Below are 17,822 nucleotides of genomic sequence, written 5' to 3' on the forward strand. Positions count from 1 at the left end.
CTATCCACTTGGCACACCCTCCGCCTCATGAAGGACCATAGGGGGGCGGACATACAGACACCGCGGGTGAGAGGAGGCGTCCATGGGATCGGTGCGCAAGGCGAGTGCCTGGCTTGGCCTCGTCGACGACAACGATGACGAGCGTTACTACGACGACGACTATGCCGAGGGACCGGAGCACGGGGCCCAGGGGACCGGCTCCTGGGTGACCGACCCGGGTCTGCGGGTGGCCGAGAGCCCGGCCGAGGACCACAGCACCCGCATCGCCACGGTCACCCCGGACGGCTTCGGCGACGCCCGCGGCATCGGTGAGCTGTTCCGCGGCGGCGTCCCGGTGATCGTCAACCTCACGGCGATGGAGTCGTCCGACGCCAAGCGCGTGGTGGACTTCGCCGCCGGTCTCGCCTTCGGACTGCGTGGCTCGATCGAGCGGGTCGCCACCCGGGTCTTCCTGCTCACCCCGGCCGACTACCGCGTCGTCAGCGGGGAGACGCGGGACCGCAACGGCGGGTTCTTCAACCAGAGCTGACCGGGCGTGGACCCGGTTCCGTCCGGCGGAGGGGAAGGCGGCAGGACCGCCCCACCCTCCGCTTCTTACTGCCCGGCCCCCGCCCGGTGACGGCCGCGGGCGGGGCGGGCGCCCGGCCCTCCCGGACCCGCTCCGCTCAGCGGAAGGCGTCCAGCCCGGTGAGCGCCTTGCCCAGCACCAGCTGGTGCATCTCGACGGTGCCCTCGTAGGTGAGCACCGACTCCAGGTTGGTGGCGTGCCGCATGACCGGGTACTCCAGGGAGATGCCGTTGGCGCCCAGGATGGTGCGGGAGGTGCGGCAGATCTCGATGGCCTCGCGGACGTTGTTGAGCTTGCCGAAGCTGACCTGCTCCGGGCGGAGCCGCCCGGCGTCCATCCGCCGCCCGAGGTGGTGGGCGAGGAGGATGCCCTTGTGCAGTTCGACGGCCATGTCGGCGAGCTTGGCCTGGGTGAGCTGGAAGCCGCCGATGGGCTTGCCGAACTGCTCGCGGGTGCGGGCGTACTCCAGCGCCGCCTCGAAGCTGGCGCGGGCGGCGCCCATGGAGCCCCAGACGATGCCGTAGCGGGCGTGGCTCAGACAGCTCAGCGGGCCGCGCAGTCCGCGGACCTCGGGCAGCACCGCGTCGGCCGGGAGGCGGACGTCGTCCAGGACCAGTTCGCTGGTGACCGAGGCGCGCAGCGACCACTTGTGGTGGATCTCGGGGGTGGCGAAGCCGGGGGTGTCGGTGGGGACCACGAAGCCGCGGACGCCGTCGTCGGTGGCGGCCCAGACGACCGCGACGCCGGCGACCGAACCGTTGGTGATCCACATCTTGCGGCCGTTGAGGATCCAGTCGGAGCCGTCGCGGCGGGCGTGGGTGCGCATCCCGGCGGGGTCGGAGCCGTGGTCCGGTTCGGTGAGGCCGAAGCAGCCGATGACCTCGCCGGTCGCCATCCGCGGCAGCCACTGCTGCTTCTGCTCCTCGGAGCCGAAGCGGTGGATCGCGTACATCGCGAGCGAGCCCTGGACGGAGACGAGGGAGCGGATGCCGGAGTCGGCGGCCTCCAGCTCCAGGCAGGCCAGGCCGTACTGGACGGCGGAGGCCCCGGCGCAGCCGTAGCCGGTCAGGGACATGCCGAGGGCGCCGAGGGAGCCCAGTTCGCGGGCGAGGTCGCGGATGCCGGGGAGCTCACCGCGCTCGTACCAGCCGGCGATGTGCGGCAGCACCCGGTCGGCCGCCCAGCGGCGGACGGTGTCGCGGACGGCGCGGTCCTCGTCGGTGAGGAGGTCGTCGAGGCCCAGCGGGTCGGCCGCGTCGAAGGGCGGGAGCGGCGAGGAGGGCGTGGCGGACATGGCGGGGCCTCCGGCAGATCGGCGGAAAACTAGCAGTGGTAGTTACAGCGCGGTCCGACGGTACGGCGCACCCCGCCGCGCGGGCAAGAGCCACCGCGCGGCGGGGTGCGGGCAGAAGAAGGGAAGAGAGCCGGTCAGCCGTGGGACCGCGCGGCGGCGGGCTCGCTGCCCAGGCCGGTGGCGTTGTCACCCTCGGCGCGCTCGGCGGAGTCCGCGGCGCGGCGCGGCAGCCGCAGCGCGATGGCCGCACCGGCCAGCAGCAGCACCGCACTGGCGACGAGCGTGATGTGCAGTCCCCGCACGAAGGCGTCGCGGGCCACCACCCGCAGCGCCGCCCCGGCCGGACCGTCGAGCCCGGCCGCCACCTTGTACGCCTCCCCGAGCGAGTGCGACGCGGACGCCGCCTCCCGCGCGGGCACCCCGGCGATGTGCCCGATGCCGGGGGCGTAGGCGGCGTTCATGACGCTTCCCAGGAGGGCGACGCCGATGCCCGCACCGAGCTGGTAGGACGTCTCCCCGATGGCCGCCGCACCGCCCGCCTGCTCCGGAGGCGCCTCGCTGAGCATCGACTCGTACGCGCCGAAGAGCGTCGCCTGGAAGCCGAAGCCGAGGAGGACGAAGCAGGCGGAGAGCAGCCAGAAGCGGTCCTGGGAGTTCATCGCGGTCAGGCAGAGCACCGCACCGGCGGTGAGCACGAAACCGCAGGAGACCATGGTGCGCGGGCCGAGGACCTGGAGGATCCGGGAGCCGGTCAGGCCCGCCGCCATCGCCGCGAAGACCAGCGGGAGCATCCGCAGCCCGGTCTGGAGCGGCGAGAGCCCGAGGACCAGCTGGAGGTACTGCACGGCTATCAGCTGGAGGCCGACCAGCGCCAGCATCGCCAGCACGATGCAGCCGACCGAGGTGCCGAACGCCGAGCGGGCGAAGAGCCGCATGTCGATCAGCGGATGCTCCCGGCGGTGCTGCCGCCGGACGAAGACCACCAGCAGCAGCAGACCGACCACGATCGGGCCGAGCGTGGTCAGCCCGAGGACGGCGGTGCCGCCGCCGATCCGCTTGACGCCGAGGACGACACCGAGGACACCGAGCGCCGCGATCACCGCGCCGACCACGTCCCACGGGCCGTTGCGCTCACCCCGCGACTCGGGCAGCATCCAGCGGCCGATCAGCAGCATGACCAGCATCATCGGAACGTTGATCAGGAAGACCGAGCCCCACCAGAAGTTCTCGACGAGGAAACCGCCGAGGACCGGTCCGACCGCCGCGCCCACCGCGGCGACCGCGCTCCACACCCCGATGGCGACGGCCCGCTCCCGGCGGTCGGGGAAGACCTGCCGCAGGATCGACAGCGTGGCCGGCATGATCATGGCGCCGCCGATGCCGAGCAGCGCCCGGGCCACCATCAGCACCTGTGGGTCGGGCGCCAGCGCCGCGAGCGCCGAGGCCGCGCCGAACAGGCCGTAGCCCAGCAGCAGGATCCGGCGCCTGCCCACCCGGTCGCCGAGGGTGCCGAAGAGGATCAGCAGCGACGCCGCGATCAGCGGATAGACGTCGACGATCCACAGCAGCTCCACCGGCCCGGGACGCAGGTCCTCGGTGACGGAGGGCACGGCCACGTACAGGATCGTGGTGTCCAGTGCGACGAACAGCAGGCTGACGCAGAGCACGATCAGCACGGTCCAGCGGTTCGCACCCCCACCGGGGAGCCGGGGAACGCCGGCCGTCCGTCCCGTGCCGGACGGGCTCGTCCCGGTCATGCACGTACCTCCCTGTCAGGCACTCGCGGCCGCGGACCGGGGCACGAAGAAGCCCCGGGTCGAACCGGCGGCACGGGTGAGTTGAGACGTCAGACTACGCGAGTGGGCAGCGGTGCCGTGAGGCTCACCTCCTGATGAGACGCGTATCGCAGCGCCCGCAGTTGCCTCGCCGGGGCCGGTGAGGCGCCCGCCGGGCACCTGGATAATCGTCCGGATGAACGATCTCGCCTCGGCCGCCGCCCCCGGTCGGACGCTGTGCCGCCCCGCCGCGAAGGCCGCGCTGCGCCGCGCACTGCCGGGACTCGCGGCCTTCGCGGCGATCCGGCTGCTGGGCTGGGCAGTCCTCGCCGTCTGGTCCGCCGCGCGGGGCGCGAACTGGCACACGCTGCTCACCGCCCGCTGGGACTCGCTCTGGTACACCCGCGTCGCGGAGCTGGGCTACGGCTACACCGTGGTGCTCCCCGACGGCGGCTCCCACTCCAACCTCGCCTTCTTCCCGCTGCTGCCGTGGCTGGAGCGGCTGGGCTCCGCGCTCACCCCGCTCTCCCCCGCCGACGCCGGGATGGCCGTCGCCTGGCTCTCCTCCCTCGCCGCCGCCTGGGCGCTGTACGCGACCGGCGAGCGGCTGTACGGACCACAGGCCGGGGTCGCGCTGGCCGCGCTGTGGGGCGCGCTGCCGATCGGCATCGTGCAGTCGATGGCGTACTCCGAGTCGCTCTTCACCGCCCTCGCGGCGTGGGGCGTCTACGCGGCGTGGACCGGGCGGTGGGTGTGGGCCGGGGCGCTGGCGTCGCTGGCCGGGCTGACCCGGCCGGTCGGCGTCGCCGTGGTCGCGGCCGTGTGGCTGACCGCCGGGGCGGCGCTCCTCGCCGACCGGGCGGGCGGCGCCACGCTGCGCTCCAGCCTGGCACGGCGGCGCGGACTGGTGACGGGCGTGCTGCTGGCGCCGCTCGGCTGGTGCGGGTACTTCCTGTGGGTCGGCGCGCAGCAGCACAGCCTCACCGGCTACCTCGACGTCCAGGGCGCCTGGGGCAACGGCTTCGACGGCGGTTACGCCTTCGGCCGCTTCCTGTGGGGCCTGCTGTCCGGCCCCGGCTGGGCCGGCGGCCTCGGGCTGACCGCCGGGGTCGCGCTGGCCCTCGTCCTCTACGCGGCGGGCGTGCGCCGGGGGCAGCCGCTGCCGCTGCTCACCTACTGCGGGGTCGTGGTCTTCCTGGCGCTGACCGCGAAGGGCTTCTTCGGCTCCAAGCCGCGGCTGATGCTCCCCGCGTACCCGCTGCTGCTGCCGCTCGCCGCGGGCCTCGCCCGATGGCGCCCGCTGCGGGCCGGGCTGCTGCTCGGCGCGGTGGCCGTCGGCTCGGCGCTGTACGGGGCGTTCTGGCTCAACGGCACCGGCCCTCCGTGATCCGGCCGGCGGGAGGCCGCAGCCACCCACACCGGCCCTCCGTGACCGGACGGACCCGCTCCGTGACCGTAGCGGCGCCGGGAAACGGCGGGCGACGTCCGCGCCGCGCGCGGATAAACAGCCGTGGCGAAAAGCAGATAAAGCTCTGGACGGAGTGCGGCGAAGCGGGTCGGACGAGAATCCGATTCTCCGTTAATTCGATTCCGATTCCCCGCCGCCCGACGACTTACCGTGCACATTCCACATCACATCGTCATTACAAAGCGCACGGTCTGACCAGGTGCCTACATCACACGCGGTAACGTCGATTGAGTGCGTACCGATGACAAGCTGGACCAGAGGGAGGGGCACCCGCCCGATCGCGCCCGACCACGCATGACCCCGACCCGCCAATGGCTGTTCTGGGGCACGCTGGCGGTGTATCTCGCGATCGTGGCCGGGGTGCTGGCCTCCACATGGCTGGTCACCTTCGACTGGCAGGTCATGTTCTTCCGGCCCTACAAGCAGTGGCCGTCGGTCCATGCCTTCCTCGACTACTTCGTCGTGCTGGGCCAGCGCGGCCCCACGGCGGTGGCCGTGGCGGCGTGGCTGGGCTGGCGCTGCTGGCGCCAGCGCAACCTCCACCCGCTGCTGGTCCTCGGCGCCTCACTGCTGCTGCTGAACATGACGGTGGGCGCCGCGAAGCTCGGCATGGGCCGCCTGGGCCCGCACTACGCGACGGCCGTCGGCTCCAACGAGATGTGGCTCGGCGGCGATATATTTCCGTCGGGCCACACCGCGAACGCCGTGGTCACCTGGGGTGTGCTGGCGTATCTGGCGACCACGTCGCTGCGCCGCCGGACCCTCTCGGTGATCGCCGCACTGGGCGCGCTGGGCGTCGGCATGACGACCGTCTACCTCGGGACGCACTGGGTCAGCGACGTGCTGCTGGGCTGGGCCGCCGGACTGCTGGTGCTGCTGGCGCTGCCGTGGATCGAGCCGGGGATCATCTGGGTGGAGGACCGCCTGATGGGGATCATCCTGCGGCTGTGGCTGCGGCTGCGCCCCGATTCGCTGCGCGGCCCGCTCCCGGCCGCCGCCCCCGCCGGACTCTCACCGCAGCGCGTCACCCCCGAGGGCGAGGGGGTACGGCACGACACCGTCCCCACCGGCCCGACGGCCCGGTCCGGCGCCACCCGCGCGCCGGACGGACGCCCGCACCACCCGGCGCGGCCGCACGTCTCCCGTGCGGAGCGCGCGCCGGTCACCCCGGCGGGCAGCCGCCGGCCGCCGCACGCCGACCGCCTGCCGCGCACCACACCGCTGAGCCCGGTCACCGGGCGCGGCCCGGGCGGCTGAGACCGCCGCCCGCCCGCGGGGCAGGTACGCACAGCCCGCAGCCCCGCACCGCAAGGCCCCGGCCGCTCCTCGGAGCGGCCGGGGCCTTCGTTCGTCCTGGAGGCTCCTCACCCCCGCCAGCTGCGGCGCACCCGGCCGTCCTCGACCTCGAAATTGAGCCGTCCGACGCGGTACTCCATGGTGATCAGCGCGCCCGGCGGCAGCGAGCGGACGGTGCTCCAGCCGCGGCCGCCGGCGCGCTCCTCGGCCTCCTGCCGGGCGAGGCCGACATAGGTCTCGGGGTCGTCGTCGGGTTCGTTCGGAAGCTGTGGTTCGGGTGCCATGGGTGTCACGGTAGGCGCCCGCGGCGACACACGGAAGGGCGTTCGGTTCCGCGCTCCGGGTCTCTTCACGGTCTTTCATTGGTCACACTTGGGTCACGGCCAAGGTCTCGGCGTTTGCGGTACCTTCCGTCACTCTTTCGCGCCGTACCCCGGCGCATCCGGGTGGAAAACAAAGCGGCCGCCATTACGCCGGGCGCGAATTCCGGACACCCCGCACGCGCCCTTTACCCGGAAGGGTGAGCGCGGCCGGAATTACCCCTGGTCCGACCCGTGGATTCCCGGCGGCCGGGTGAATTCGCCGGCCGCACCCGGCCGCGAAATGAGACACATTCCACACACAGTTTTCGCACATCGGTCCTTCCGGCGGTCGGCGGACACCCGCCGCTTCCCCACGGCGGCCCGGTGGCACCGGCGCGGGGAAGCGGGTGAATCGCCAGGAACGGACCGGAGCGCCCCCTCGCTCCGTCCGAACGCCACGCGCATCATGTGGCGGGTCTCCCGGTCCGGCCGCCGCCCGGCACCGGTCCGCCCCGACGAACGAGGTGCCGCGCATGGGAACCGACACCGCCGCAGCCCGCCCGCCGGTCCGGGCGCGGCACCGCGGGCGGGCGCTGGCCGACTGGCTGTCGACGACGGACCACAAGAAGATCGGGCACCTCTACCTGATCACGTCGTTCGGGTTCTTCCTGGTCGGCGGGGTGCTGGCGCTGATGATGCGCGCCGAGCTGGCCCGTCCGGGGCTCCAGCTGATCAGCGCCGAGCAGTTCAACCAGGCGTTCACCATGCACGGCACGATCATGCTGCTGCTCTTCGCCACCCCGGCGTTCGCGGGCTTCGCCAACGAGATCATGCCGCTCCAGATCGGGGCGCCGGACGTCGCCTTCCCCCGGCTGAACGCGCTGTCGTACTGGTTCTACCTCTTCGGCGGGCTGATGGTCCTGGGCGCCTTCCTCACGCCGGACGGCGGCCCGTCCTTCGGCTGGACCGCGTACGCGCCGCTGAACTCCGCCTTCCACTCCCCCGGCGTCGGGCCCGACCTGTGGATCATGGGCCTGGCGCTGACCGGGTTCGGGACGATCCTGGGGGCGGTCAACTTCATCACCACGGCCATCACCCTGCGGGCGCCGGGCATGACGATGTTCCGGATGCCGGTCTTCACCTGGAACATCCTCTTCACCTCGGTGCTGGTGCTGATGGCGTTCCCGGTGCTGGCGGCGGCGCTGCTGGTGCTGGAGGCGGACCGGCGCTTCGGGGCGGTCGTCTTCGAGCCGCAGTGGGGCGGGGCGCTGCTGTGGCAGCACCTCTTCTGGTTCTTCGGCCACCCGGAGGTCTACATCATCGCGCTGCCGTTCTTCGGCATCATCACCGAGATCATCCCGGTCTTCTCCCGCAAGCCGGTCTTCGGCTACGTGATGCTGATCGGCGCCACCATGGCGATCACCGCGCTGTCGGTGATGGTCTGGGCGCACCACATGTTCGCCACCGGGGCGGTGCTGCTGCCGTTCTTCTCGCTGATGTCGTTCCTGATCGCGGCGCCGACCGGGGTGAAGTTCTTCAACTGGATCGGCACGATGTGGCACGGCTCGCTGTCGTTCGAGACGCCGATGCTGTGGTCGATCGGCTTCCTGGTGAGCTTCCTCTTCGGTGGGCTGACCGGCGTCATCCTCGCCTCGCCGCCGCTGGACTTCCACGTCACCGACACCTACTTCGTCGTCGCCCACTTCCACTACGTGGTCTTCGGGACGGTGACGTTCGCGACGTTCGCCGGCTTCTACTTCTGGTGGCCGAAGTTCACCGGCAGGCTGCTCGACGAGCGGCTCGGGAAGATCCACTTCTGGACGCTCTTCACCGGCTTCCACCTGACCTTCCTCGTCCAGCACTGGCTGGGCGTCGAAGGCATGCCGCGCCGCTACGCCGACTACCTCGCGGCCGACGGCTTCACCGCCCTCAACACGCTCTCCAGCATCGGCGCGTTCCTGCTCGGCGCCTCCACGCTGCCGTTCCTCTACAACGTCTGGCACACCGCCCGCCACGGCGTCCGCACCACGCTGGACGACCCGTGGGGCTTCGGGCGCTCCCTGGAGTGGGCGACGTCCTGCCCGCCGCCGCGGCACAACTTCACCACCCTGCCGCGCATCCGCTCCGAGTCGCCCGCCTTCGACCTGCACCACCCGGAGGTGGCCGCCGACGCCGCCCGGCGGGCCGCCGCCCGGCCAGGGGAAGCCGGGACGGGCGCCTGAGGCGCCGTCAGCCGGTGGTCTCCGGGCCCGCGACCCGCAGCGCCAGATCGTTGTCGAGCGTGTAGTACGGGCCGACCCGGACCTCCGCCCCGGCCGCCGGGACCGGCATCGCGGGGTAGGCGAAGATCTGCTTCTTGTCCGCGACGTCGTCCAGCAGCCGGCCGATCCGCACCGGCGGCGCGCCCTCGGCGGGCACCAGCCACAGGTCCCACGGCTCGGCGCCGCCGCGCCAGTGCCCGGCCGGACCGGCGTACGGCAGCGTGAAGGAGAAGTGGGCGCCGTCGGCGGTGAGCGGGACGGTGACGGTGGCGCCGCCGCCCGCGGTACGGCGGGCCCGCGCCTCGACATGGGCGCCCGCCCCGGGCAGCGCACCGTAGAGCCGCCCCTCGACGGTCATGCCCGTGCGCTCCACCTGGATGTCCCCGGCCTCGGCGTGCGGTCCGCGCAGCCAGCTGCGGAGCGCGAGATTGCCGAGCTTGGTGGTGTACGGGATGCGGACGCCGAGGCGGCCGATGCCGGCGAGCGGGCGGCGGTCCACCAGGGAGCGCAGGTCGTTGAGGCCGGGCAGCAGCCGGTGCGGGGCGTGGCCGTCGCCGAGGTCGGCGTAGACCTGCCAGCGGCCCTCGGCGAGCGCGACGGTGCTGGGCAGGACGGCGCGCAGCCCGCCCGCGCCGTTCGGCCCGAGCGGCAGCCGTACCTCCTCGGCGTCCGCGCCGCGCAGCCGCAGCACCAGCGCCGCGCTCCAGGTGGTGGGGACTCCGGGCGGGGCGGCGAGGTCGAAGGTGAGGCCGCCCGCGGAGTCGGCGATGGTGTCGGCGGTCAGCCCGGGCGGGGCGCCGTCGGTGCCGGCGGCCGACGGAGGGCCGGAGTCCGCGGCGGGCGGTCGCGTGGAGGTGTTCATACCGTCCGCACCCCTCTCAGCGCGGCGCTCGCCGCGTCCTTGGTGGCGTAGGCGCCGCTCAGCAGGGCGCCGCGGGTACGGTGCAGCGCGCCGCGCAGGCGGTTGCTCCGCTTCTCCTCCAGCAGCTGCCCGAAGAGGGTTTCGTACCGCGCGGCGATCCGGGCGGGGTCGAACCGGGCGGCGGCGGTGAGCGCCGCGCGGCCCATCCGGCGGCGCTCCGCGTCGTCGTTGATCAGGGAGAGCAGTCCCCGGGCCAGCGCCCCGGAATCGCCCACCGGGACGAGTCTGCCGTCCACGCCGTCGTCGATGATCTCGCGGGGGCCGTGCGGGCAGTCGGTGGCGACGACGGGCAGACCGCACCGCATCGCCTCGACGATCGTCATGCCGAAGGACTCCAGGCTGGAGGAGACCGCGGCGATCGAGCCCTTGGCCCACTCCGTCTCCAGGGGGTTGGCCGGGCCCATCAGGAAGACGTGGTTGTAGAGACCGAGTTCGTCGATGAGGGTGCGCAGTGCGGCCTTCTCGGAGCCGCCGCCGTAGATCCGCAGCCGCCAGTCCGGGCGGGCGGCCGCAACCTCGGCGAACGCCCGGATCAGCACGTCGTACCGCTTGACGCGGGCCAGCCGCCCGGCCGCCACGACCCACTTGCCGGTGGCGTCGGCCGGGGCGAGGCCCGGCGCGGGCACGCTGTTGGGCACGGCCTCGACGTGGACGCCGGGCAGCCGCAGACGGCGGTAGGCGGTGGCGTCCGCCTCGGTGACGGTGGTGAGCGCGTCCAGGCGCGGGTAGACGCCGCGCAGCGCCAGCCGCAGCGCCCGGCTGTGGGAGTCGAGGGTGAGGTGTTCCTGGCCGACGCGGACCACACCGCGGCGGGTCTGCCGGGCGATGTGGACGTTGAGACCGGGGCGGGTGCCGACGACGAGATCCGCCTCGATACGGCGCAGATGCCGGGCGATGCGCCGGTCGGTCAGCTCGCTGTACTGGCCGAAGCGGCCCTCGGCGGCGGGGAAGACCTTGGCCGCCCGGGCGAAGGCCGGGTCGTCGCCGTCGTAGGTGGGGCTGTCCTCGCGGAGGTCGACGAGGTGGCGCAGCCGGACGCCGGGGCCGAGGTCGAGGACGGGGGCGTCACGGTGGCGCAGCACGGAGACGATCTCGACGTCATGGCGTGCGGAGAGGGCGTGGGCGAGGTTGAACGTCGTGCGGATCGTGCCGCCGATGCCGTACGCGTTGTGAATCAGGAATGAGATCTGCATCCGTCCCGTATCCCCTGGCTTCCCGGTCGCCCTTGCGCCTGCTCGTGTCGTCGAGGCGGTGTGCGCTCCCGTCCCGCCGGGGCGGGCGACACCGCTCCCCGCCCGGGCGACGGGGCCCGCACCTCACTTCAGGAGGTCAGTGCATCCGACTCCTGAACGGTTGGACCGAGCGAAACGGTTCCGGGTTGAGGGCTTATGCCAAGTTGTTCCGAGAAAGTTAGGCCATCGGTAGCGATATGACGGAACCTGTGGCCCCCATTCCGCATCGACCGCGCGGCTGTCAGACCGGGACGACGACGGGGAGGCCCGGGAGCGGCCAGAGGGTACGGAGGTCCGGCACCCGCTCCCCCTCCCCGGCGGCGGGCGACGCGCCCGGCGGCGCGCCGTAGCCGTGGCCGCTGAGCCCGTACCGGCGGGAGCAGACCGGCCAGGCACCCCAGCCCTGGGCGGCGAGGACCTTCTCGGCGACCGCGATCTGTGCCGCGCGGGGCGCGAGGTCGGCGCGCGGGGCGTGCGCGAGACCGCCGTGCGCCTCCCAGGTGGCCTGCCGGAACTGGAGCCCGCCGTAGTAGCCGTTGCCGGTGTTGAGCCGCCAGTTCCCGCCGCTCTCGCACTCGGCGACACAGCTCCAGGGCCAGCCGTCCGCGGCACAGGCGGGCGCCGGCCCGGGGACGGGCGCCGGCATCGGATCCGCCGCGGCGGACGGCGGGGCGGCGAGGGCGAGCAGCAGCGCGGCGACGGCGGCGGCGAACGGTCCGGGGCGCACCGGGCGGCGGCTGGGCGTGGCGGGCATCGCCGCACCGTAGGCGGCCGCCCCGGAGACCGCCCGGCGCCACGCGCGTACGGCGCGGGGGCCCACCCGGTCGGCGGCGGGCATCCGGACACCTACGGGAAGGCGCAGTGCGGCCCGCTCGCCGCGGCTTCCCGACCGCCTGCCCGCCGGTGCCGAGCGGGACGCCCGCTCGCCGCGGGCTCCCGAGGGCTCACCGTCCCGCCCCGCCGCGGCCCCGCGCCCAAATCCCGCCCAAGTCGCCCCGGTTGACGCGTGAGGGGTGGCGCCCGGCGACCGTTTTCGGTACTCCATTCCCGTGTGCGGTGATCGGTTCGATTCCGTGCCGGTCCGCGCGTGACTCCGGCCGCCGCTCACCCGTTGTCCATGTCGGCGAGCCGGGGACGACCCCCGGCCCCCGTACCAGCCGGGGTCCCCCGGCACCCACGCACAGATCGAGGAGCCACCCGTGCCGCGCATGCTCGACGTCAGCGACGACGTTCGCGCCGAGATCGGCGACGAAGAAGCCGACCGCCTGCTGGCCGGTGGAGACGCCCCCGGCAGCTACGACTGCACCTCCTGCCGCACCCCGGGCGACAGCGAGCAGGAGCGCACCAGCACCGTCCTGTTCGTCGGCGAGGAGACCGCGGTGCTCGCCTTCGCCCACGCCACCTGCATCCCCTCGCAGGTCGTATCGGTCTCGGAGGAGCAGCTCAAGGGCGCCGTCCAGTCCATCACCGCCGCCCAGCAGTCCGGGACGGCGCCGACCCGCCCGGTCCCGGTGAGCGAGCGTCAGGCGACGCTCGGGATCACCTGCGGGCTGGTGCTGGTCGCGGGCGAGCTGCGGGCGGCGCTGGTCGTCGAGCCCGACGGCCCGATCGCCCGCCCCGGTTCGGTCAGCCTGGACGACGACTTCCTGCCGCTCCTGCTGGAGCAGGGATTCCACCCGGTCACCGATGTGGACGCCCTGCCCGCGCCCAACCCGGGCTGGTCTGCGCTGCTGGCCATGGGCAAGCTGCACGCCGTGCTCCAGCCGGGCAGCACCGGCAGCCAGGCCGCCTGGTGGCAGGCGCACCAGCCGCTCGCCGTGTCCGACGGCTGGCGCGCCGCCGCCACCAAGGCGCAGTCGGTGCTGATGTACGCCGCGCCGTCCGGCTCCATCGGCCACCAGCCGCGGGAGGACCTGATGCGCCAGGCGATGGAGAAGGCCGCGGCCCAGGGGGTACTGGTCGCCGGGGAGATGCCGCTGGCCGGCACCTGAGCCTAGGGGGTGTCTTTCCGATCTTCGCCACGACCCCACGAAGATCGGGAAGACACCCCCTAGGAGCCCGCTGATCGCGGGGGCGTTCCCGCCGAACCGTACGGGAACGCCCCCGCGATCCGTCATTTCCGCACCCAAGCCGCATCCCCGGCGATTCGGGTTCGTTGGTGCAGACGTGCACCCATATGACCCCTTCTCGCGCTCCCGCCCTCCGCAGCAGATCCCCGGTATGCGTCCGTCGCAGGATCCCGGGGCCACCACGACCGGCCGTTCGGCCACCCCGATCTACGACGCGCTCTACGCCGAGTACCGGCGGGCGTTCCGGGCGCTGCCCGGCGACCGGACCGGTGAGGAGGAGGGGCCGGGCCCGGGCCACGGCTCCAGCAGCTGGAGCCGGGCCGCGGCCTCGCCCGGCCAGTGGGAGCGCGTCGCCCGCCAGCCGTACCGGCCGCGGGGCGCACTGCCCGCACTGCCGCCGGGAACGCGCGGCGCCCGGCCGCACGATCACTGATCCGTGCGACCGGGCGCGGGCCCGGACCGGGGCCGGACCGCACTGCGGACCGGCCCCCGCCGTCACTTCTTCTTCTGGCCGCGCTTCTCGCGCACCCGGACGGAGATGTGGATCGGGGTGCCCTCGAAGCCGAACTCCTCGCGCAGCCGGCGCTCGACGAAGCGGCGGTAGCCCGCCTCCAGGAAGCCGGAGGCGAAGAGCACGAACCGCGGGGGCTTCGTGCCCGCCTGCGTACCGAAGAGGATGCGGGGCTGCTTGCCGCCGCGGATCGGGTGCGGGTGGGCGGCCACGATCTCACCGAGGAAGGCGTTCAGCCGGCCGGTGGGGATCCGGGTCTCCCAGCCGGCGAGGGCCGTCTCGATCGCCGGGACCAGCTTCTCCATGTGGCGGCCGGTGCGCGCGGAGACGTTCACCCGCATCGCCCAGGGCACCTGCACGAGATCCCGCTCGATCTCCCGCTCCAGGTAGAAGCGGCGCTCCTCGTCGAGGGTGTCCCACTTGTTGTACGCGATGACCAGGGCGCGCCCGGCCTCCACGGCCATGGTGACGATCCGCTGGTCCTGCACGCTGATCGACTCGGCGGCGTCGATCAGGACGACGGCGACCTCGGCCTTCTCGACGGCGGCGGCGGTGCGCAGCGAGGCGTAGTAGTCGGCGCCCTCCTGGAGGTGGACCCGGCGGCGGATACCGGCGGTGTCGACGAACTTCCAGGTGGTGCCACCCAGCTCGATCAGCTCGTCGACCGGGTCGCGGGTGGTGCCGGCCAGCTCGTTGACGACCACGCGCTCCTCGCCCGCGACCTTGTTGAGCAGCGAGGACTTGCCGACGTTGGGGCGGCCGATCAGGGCGATGCGGCGGGGGCCGCCGAGGGCGGTGCCGAAGGTCTGCGCGGGCGCCTCGGGCAGCGCGTCGAGGGCGGCGTCCAGCATGTCGCCGGTGCCGCGGCCGTGCAGCGCGGAGACGGGGTGCGGCTCGCCGAGGCCCAGCGACCAGAGCATCGCGGCGTCGGCCTCGCCGGAGGGGCCGTCGACCTTGTTGGCGACGAGCACCACGGGCTTGCCGGAGCGGCGCAGCAGCTTGACGACGGCCTCGTCGGTGTCGGTCGCGCCGACCTTGGAGTCGACGACGAAGATGACCGCGTCGGCCGCCTCGATGGCGAACTCGGCCTGCATCGCGACGGAGGCGTCGATGCCGAGGACGTCCTGCTCCCAGCCGCCGGTGTCGACGACCTTGAAGCGGCGGCCGTTCCAGTCGGCCTCGTAGGTGACGCGGTCGCGGGTGACGCCGGGGCGGTCCTCGACGACCGCCTCACGGCGGCCGATGATGCGGTTCACCAGCGTCGACTTGCCGACGTTGGGGCGGCCGACGACGGCCAGGACGGGCAGCGGGCCGTGCCCGGCCGCCGCGATGTCCCCGCCGACCTCCTCGGGGTCGAAGCCCTCCTGCGCGGCGAGCTCCATGAACTCCGCGTACTCGGCATCGCCAAGCGCACCGTGCTCGTCGCCGGTGTCGATCTGGTCGTTCATGAAGTCCGTTCCTCGTCCTGCTCACTGTGCGGCGTCGGCCGCGTGGCTTCGTCATCGGCGGACCGCGTCGGTCCGCCGCTCAAGTGTCGGTCAGCGCCCGGTCAGGCGCCTGGCGTTTTCCAGGTGGGCGGTGAGCCGGCCCTGGATCCGCACGGTCGCCTCGTCCAGCGCCTTGCGGGTGCGCCGCCCCGAGCCGTCCCCCGCCTCGAAGGCGTCGCCGAAGACGACGTCGACGCGGGAGCGGAGCGGCGGCACCGCCGGGGTGAGGCGGCTCTTGCGGTCGGCGGAGCCGAGCACCGCCACCGGGACGACCGGCGCGCCGGAGCGCACCGCGAAGTACGCGAGACCGGCCCGCAGCGAGGCGAAGTCGCCCTCGCCCCGGGTGCCCTCCGGGAAGATGCCCAGCACGCCGCCGTGCTCCAGCACCGCGAGGGCGTCGGTGATCGCCTTGCGGTCGGTGGAGGCGCGGTCCACCTTCAGCTGGCCGATGCCCCGCAGGAACGGGTCCAGCGGGCCGACGAACGCTTCCTTCTTGATCAGGAAGTGCACCGGCCGGGGCGCCGTGCCCATCAGCATCGGACCGTCGAGGCCGTGCGCGTGGTTGACCGCGAGGATCACCGGGCCGGCCGACGGCACCCGCCAGGCGCCCAGCACCCGCGGCCGCCACAGGCCGTACATCAGGCCGATGCCGATCCGCCGGCCGACCGCGGCACCCGACTCGCTCGGGGCCACGTCGCTGGTGGTCACCGGGCGTCCCGCCCCGCCTTCGCGGCGCTCGCGCCCTCGATGAGGGTGACGACGCACTCGATGACCTGCTCCAGCGTCAGCTCTGTGGTGTCCACCTCGACGGCGTCGTCGGCCTTGGCCAGCGGGGAGGTCTTACGGGAGGAGTCGGCGGCGTCGCGCTTGATCAGGGCCTCGCGGGTGGCGGCCAGGTCGCTGGCCTCCTTGCCCTTCAGCTCACCGCTGCGGCGGGCGGCGCGCGCCTCGGCGGAGGCGGTGAGGAAGACCTTGAGGTCGGCGTCGGGCAGCACCGTGATGCCGATGTCGCGGCCCTCGACGACGATGCCGCGCGGCGCCTCGGCGGCGATGGTGCGCTGCAGCTCGGTGATCCGGGTACGCACCTCGGGCACGGCGCTGACGGCGCTGACCGCGGAGGTGACCTCCTGGGTGCGGATCGGGCCGGCCGCGTCGAGGCCGTCGACAGCGATGGTCGGGGCGGCCGGGTCGGTGCCGGAGACGATGGCGGGCTTGCCGCTGGCCTCCGCGACGGCGGTGGCGTCGTTCACGTCGATGCCGTTGTTCAGCATCCACCAGGTGATCGCACGGTACTGGGCGCCGGTGTCGAGGTAGCCGAGGCCGAGCTTGGCGGCGACGGCCTTGGACGTGCTGGACTTGCCCGTGCCAGCGGGGCCGTCGATGGCGACAATCACTGCAGCCGGGGCGGTCCGGGCGGCGGTTTCCACGGTGGTGAACACCTTTCTGGTTACACGGGGCGGGGGTCCACGGGCCGAATGGCCTCCGTCAAGGTTACTGGCTCCCTTGCGGCCCGTGGTCCACGGTGTCAGCGGCGGATCGACCAGCCCCGTTCCTTCAGCTCCGCGGTGAGCTGCGGCACCGCGCCCGGCTCCACCGTGAGCTGGATGAAACCGGCCTGCTGACCGGTGGCGTGCTCGATGCGGACGTCCTCGATGTTGACCCCGGCGCGGCCCGCGTCGGCGAAGATCCGGGCCAGCTCACCGGGCTGGTCGCCGATGTGGACGGCGACGACCTCGTACGCGGCGGGGGCGGAGCCGTGCTTGCCCGGGACCCGCTCGCGCCCGGCGTTGCCGCGGCGCAGCACGTCCCCGATGTCCGCCGCGCCGTCGGCCCGCTTCCGCTCGTCCGCGGACTCCAGGACGCGCAGCGCCCGGACGGTGCCGTCCAGGTCGGCGGCGACCTCGGCGAGGATGTCGGCGACCGGGCCGGGGTTGGCGGAGAGGATGTCGAGCCACATCGCCGGGTCGGAGGCGGCGATGCGGGTGACGTCCCGGATCCCCTGGCCGCACAGGCGCACCGCGGTCTCGTCGGCGTCCCTGAGGCGGGCGGCGACGAGGCTGGAGATCAGCTGCGGGGTGTGCGAGACGAGGGCGACGGCGCGGTCGTGGGCGTCGGCGTCCATGACCACCGGGACGGCGCGGCAGAGCGCGACCAGCTCCAGCGCGAGGTTGAGCACCTCGGTGTCGCCGTCCGGGGACGGGGTCAGCACCCAGGGCCGCCCCTCGAAGAGGTCGGCGGTGGCCGCCAGCGGACCGGAGCGCTCCCGGCCGGCCATCGGGTGCGTGCCGAGGTAGGCGGAGAGGTCGCAGCCCAGCTCCTGGAGCTGCCGGCGCGGGCCGCCCTTGACGCTGGCGACGTCTATGCAGGCGCGGGCGGCACCGCGGCCGAGCACCCCGGCGAGGGTCTCCGCGACGTGGGCGGGCGGGACCGCGACGACCGCGAGGTCGACCGGGCCCGGCGGCTGCGCGTCGGTGCCCGCGCCGAGCGCCGCGGCCGTGCGGGCCTGCGTCGGGTCGTGGTCCTCCAGGTACACCTGCACGCCGCGGGCCTGGAGGGCGAGCGCGACGGAGGTGCCGATCAGGCCCGTGCCGATGACGAGTGCGGATCTCACTGGGCGATGTCCTTTCGCGGCGCCGC

16 protein-coding genes are annotated in these 17,822 nt (G+C 73.6%); 6 read left to right on the plus strand and 10 right to left on the minus strand.

Annotated features, from left to right (window positions below; all coding sequences use genetic code 11):
• Window positions 1-82: 82 nt before the first annotated feature.
• Window positions 83-529, plus strand: a complete 447-nt coding sequence (locus tag ACZ4U4_RS17100; RefSeq protein WP_391641667.1) for a cell division protein SepF — start codon at window positions 83-85, stop codon at window positions 527-529.
• A 136-nt stretch (window positions 530-665) separates the two neighbouring features.
• On the opposite strand, the gene ACZ4U4_RS17105 is transcribed toward ACZ4U4_RS17100, so the two are convergent.
• Entirely contained in the window at window positions 666-1,862 is a 1,197-nt protein-coding gene (locus ACZ4U4_RS17105; protein WP_467874498.1) for an acyl-CoA dehydrogenase family protein, read from the minus strand.
• Window positions 1,863-1,996: 134 nt separating this feature from the next.
• Window positions 1,997-3,619 carry an MFS transporter gene (locus tag ACZ4U4_RS17110; protein WP_467874500.1) on the minus strand — a complete coding sequence of 541 codons (1,623 nt, stop codon included), beginning with the start codon at window positions 3,617-3,619 and terminating at the stop codon, window positions 1,997-1,999.
• 214 nt (window positions 3,620-3,833) lie between these two features.
• On the opposite strand from ACZ4U4_RS17110, the gene ACZ4U4_RS17115 reads away from it, so the two are divergent.
• Together ACZ4U4_RS17115 and ACZ4U4_RS17120 are read left to right on the plus strand one after the other, a co-directional pair.
• Window positions 3,834-5,024 carry a hypothetical protein gene (locus ACZ4U4_RS17115; protein ID WP_467874502.1) on the plus strand — a complete coding sequence of 397 codons (1,191 nt, stop codon included), beginning with the start codon at window positions 3,834-3,836 and terminating at the stop codon, window positions 5,022-5,024.
• A 312-nt stretch (window positions 5,025-5,336) separates the two neighbouring features.
• Window positions 5,337-6,362 carry a phosphatase PAP2 family protein gene (locus ACZ4U4_RS17120; protein ID WP_467874504.1) on the plus strand — a complete coding sequence of 342 codons (1,026 nt, stop codon included), beginning with the start codon at window positions 5,337-5,339 and terminating at the stop codon, window positions 6,360-6,362.
• Window positions 6,363-6,469: 107 nt separating this feature from the next.
• Here ACZ4U4_RS17120 and ACZ4U4_RS17125 read toward each other — a convergent pair whose 3' ends face one another.
• Window positions 6,470-6,685 (minus strand): I78 family peptidase inhibitor, encoded by a 216-nt coding sequence (locus ACZ4U4_RS17125; protein ID WP_467874506.1) that lies wholly within the window; start codon window positions 6,683-6,685, stop codon window positions 6,470-6,472.
• 551 nt (window positions 6,686-7,236) lie between these two features.
• Between ACZ4U4_RS17125 and ctaD the strand changes: the two genes are divergently transcribed.
• Window positions 7,237-8,925 (plus strand): aa3-type cytochrome oxidase subunit I, encoded by a 1,689-nt coding sequence (ctaD, locus tag ACZ4U4_RS17130; protein WP_467874508.1) that lies wholly within the window; start codon window positions 7,237-7,239, stop codon window positions 8,923-8,925.
• Window positions 8,926-8,932: 7 nt separating this feature from the next.
• On the opposite strand, the gene ACZ4U4_RS17135 is transcribed toward ctaD, so the two are convergent.
• From ACZ4U4_RS17135 to ACZ4U4_RS17145, 3 genes are all read right to left on the minus strand, one after another.
• On the minus strand, window positions 8,933-9,826 hold the full coding sequence (locus ACZ4U4_RS17135; RefSeq protein WP_467874510.1) for a hypothetical protein: 894 nt from the start codon (window positions 9,824-9,826) through the stop codon (window positions 8,933-8,935).
• Window positions 9,823-11,079, minus strand: a complete 1,257-nt coding sequence (locus ACZ4U4_RS17140) for a glycosyltransferase family 4 protein (protein ID WP_467874513.1) — start codon at window positions 11,077-11,079, stop codon at window positions 9,823-9,825. The genes ACZ4U4_RS17135 and ACZ4U4_RS17140 overlap by 4 nt, the downstream gene beginning before the upstream one ends.
• Before the next feature lie 280 nt (window positions 11,080-11,359).
• A complete protein-coding gene (locus tag ACZ4U4_RS17145; protein ID WP_467874515.1) occupies window positions 11,360-11,956 on the minus strand; it encodes a transglycosylase family protein in 597 nt (198 codons plus the stop codon).
• Between the two features lie 361 nt (window positions 11,957-12,317).
• On the opposite strand from ACZ4U4_RS17145, the gene ACZ4U4_RS17150 reads away from it, so the two are divergent.
• Both ACZ4U4_RS17150 and ACZ4U4_RS17155 read left to right on the plus strand, forming a co-directional pair.
• Window positions 12,318-13,109, plus strand: coding sequence for a hypothetical protein (locus ACZ4U4_RS17150; RefSeq protein ID WP_467874518.1), 792 nt, complete (start codon window positions 12,318-12,320; stop codon window positions 13,107-13,109).
• A 229-nt stretch (window positions 13,110-13,338) separates the two neighbouring features.
• Window positions 13,339-13,620: a hypothetical protein gene (locus tag ACZ4U4_RS17155; protein WP_467874520.1), complete on the plus strand. Its 282-nt coding sequence runs from the start codon at window positions 13,339-13,341 to the stop codon at window positions 13,618-13,620.
• 62 nt (window positions 13,621-13,682) lie between these two features.
• Here ACZ4U4_RS17155 and der read toward each other — a convergent pair whose 3' ends face one another.
• The 4 genes from der to ACZ4U4_RS17175 all read right to left on the minus strand — a co-directional run bounded on the left by der (window position 13,683) and on the right by ACZ4U4_RS17175 (window position 17,796).
• Complete coding sequence (gene der, locus ACZ4U4_RS17160; protein WP_467874522.1) at window positions 13,683-15,146, minus strand: ribosome biogenesis GTPase Der; 1,464 nt, start codon at window positions 15,144-15,146, stop codon at window positions 13,683-13,685.
• Between the two features lie 90 nt (window positions 15,147-15,236).
• The gene (locus ACZ4U4_RS17165) at window positions 15,237-15,893 is read right to left on the minus strand and encodes a lysophospholipid acyltransferase family protein (RefSeq protein WP_467874525.1); all 657 of its coding nucleotides are present in this window, start codon (window positions 15,891-15,893) and stop codon (window positions 15,237-15,239) included.
• Entirely contained in the window at window positions 15,890-16,612 is a 723-nt protein-coding gene (cmk, locus tag ACZ4U4_RS17170; protein ID WP_467874527.1) for a (d)CMP kinase, read from the minus strand. Before cmk ends, ACZ4U4_RS17165 begins: the two co-directional genes overlap by 4 nt.
• Window positions 16,613-16,710: 98 nt before the next feature.
• Window positions 16,711-17,796, minus strand: coding sequence for a prephenate dehydrogenase (locus ACZ4U4_RS17175; RefSeq protein ID WP_467874529.1), 1,086 nt, complete (start codon window positions 17,794-17,796; stop codon window positions 16,711-16,713).
• Window positions 17,797-17,822 lie beyond the last annotated feature (26 nt).

The organism is Streptomyces sp. NPDC029159 (assembly GCF_055564055.1).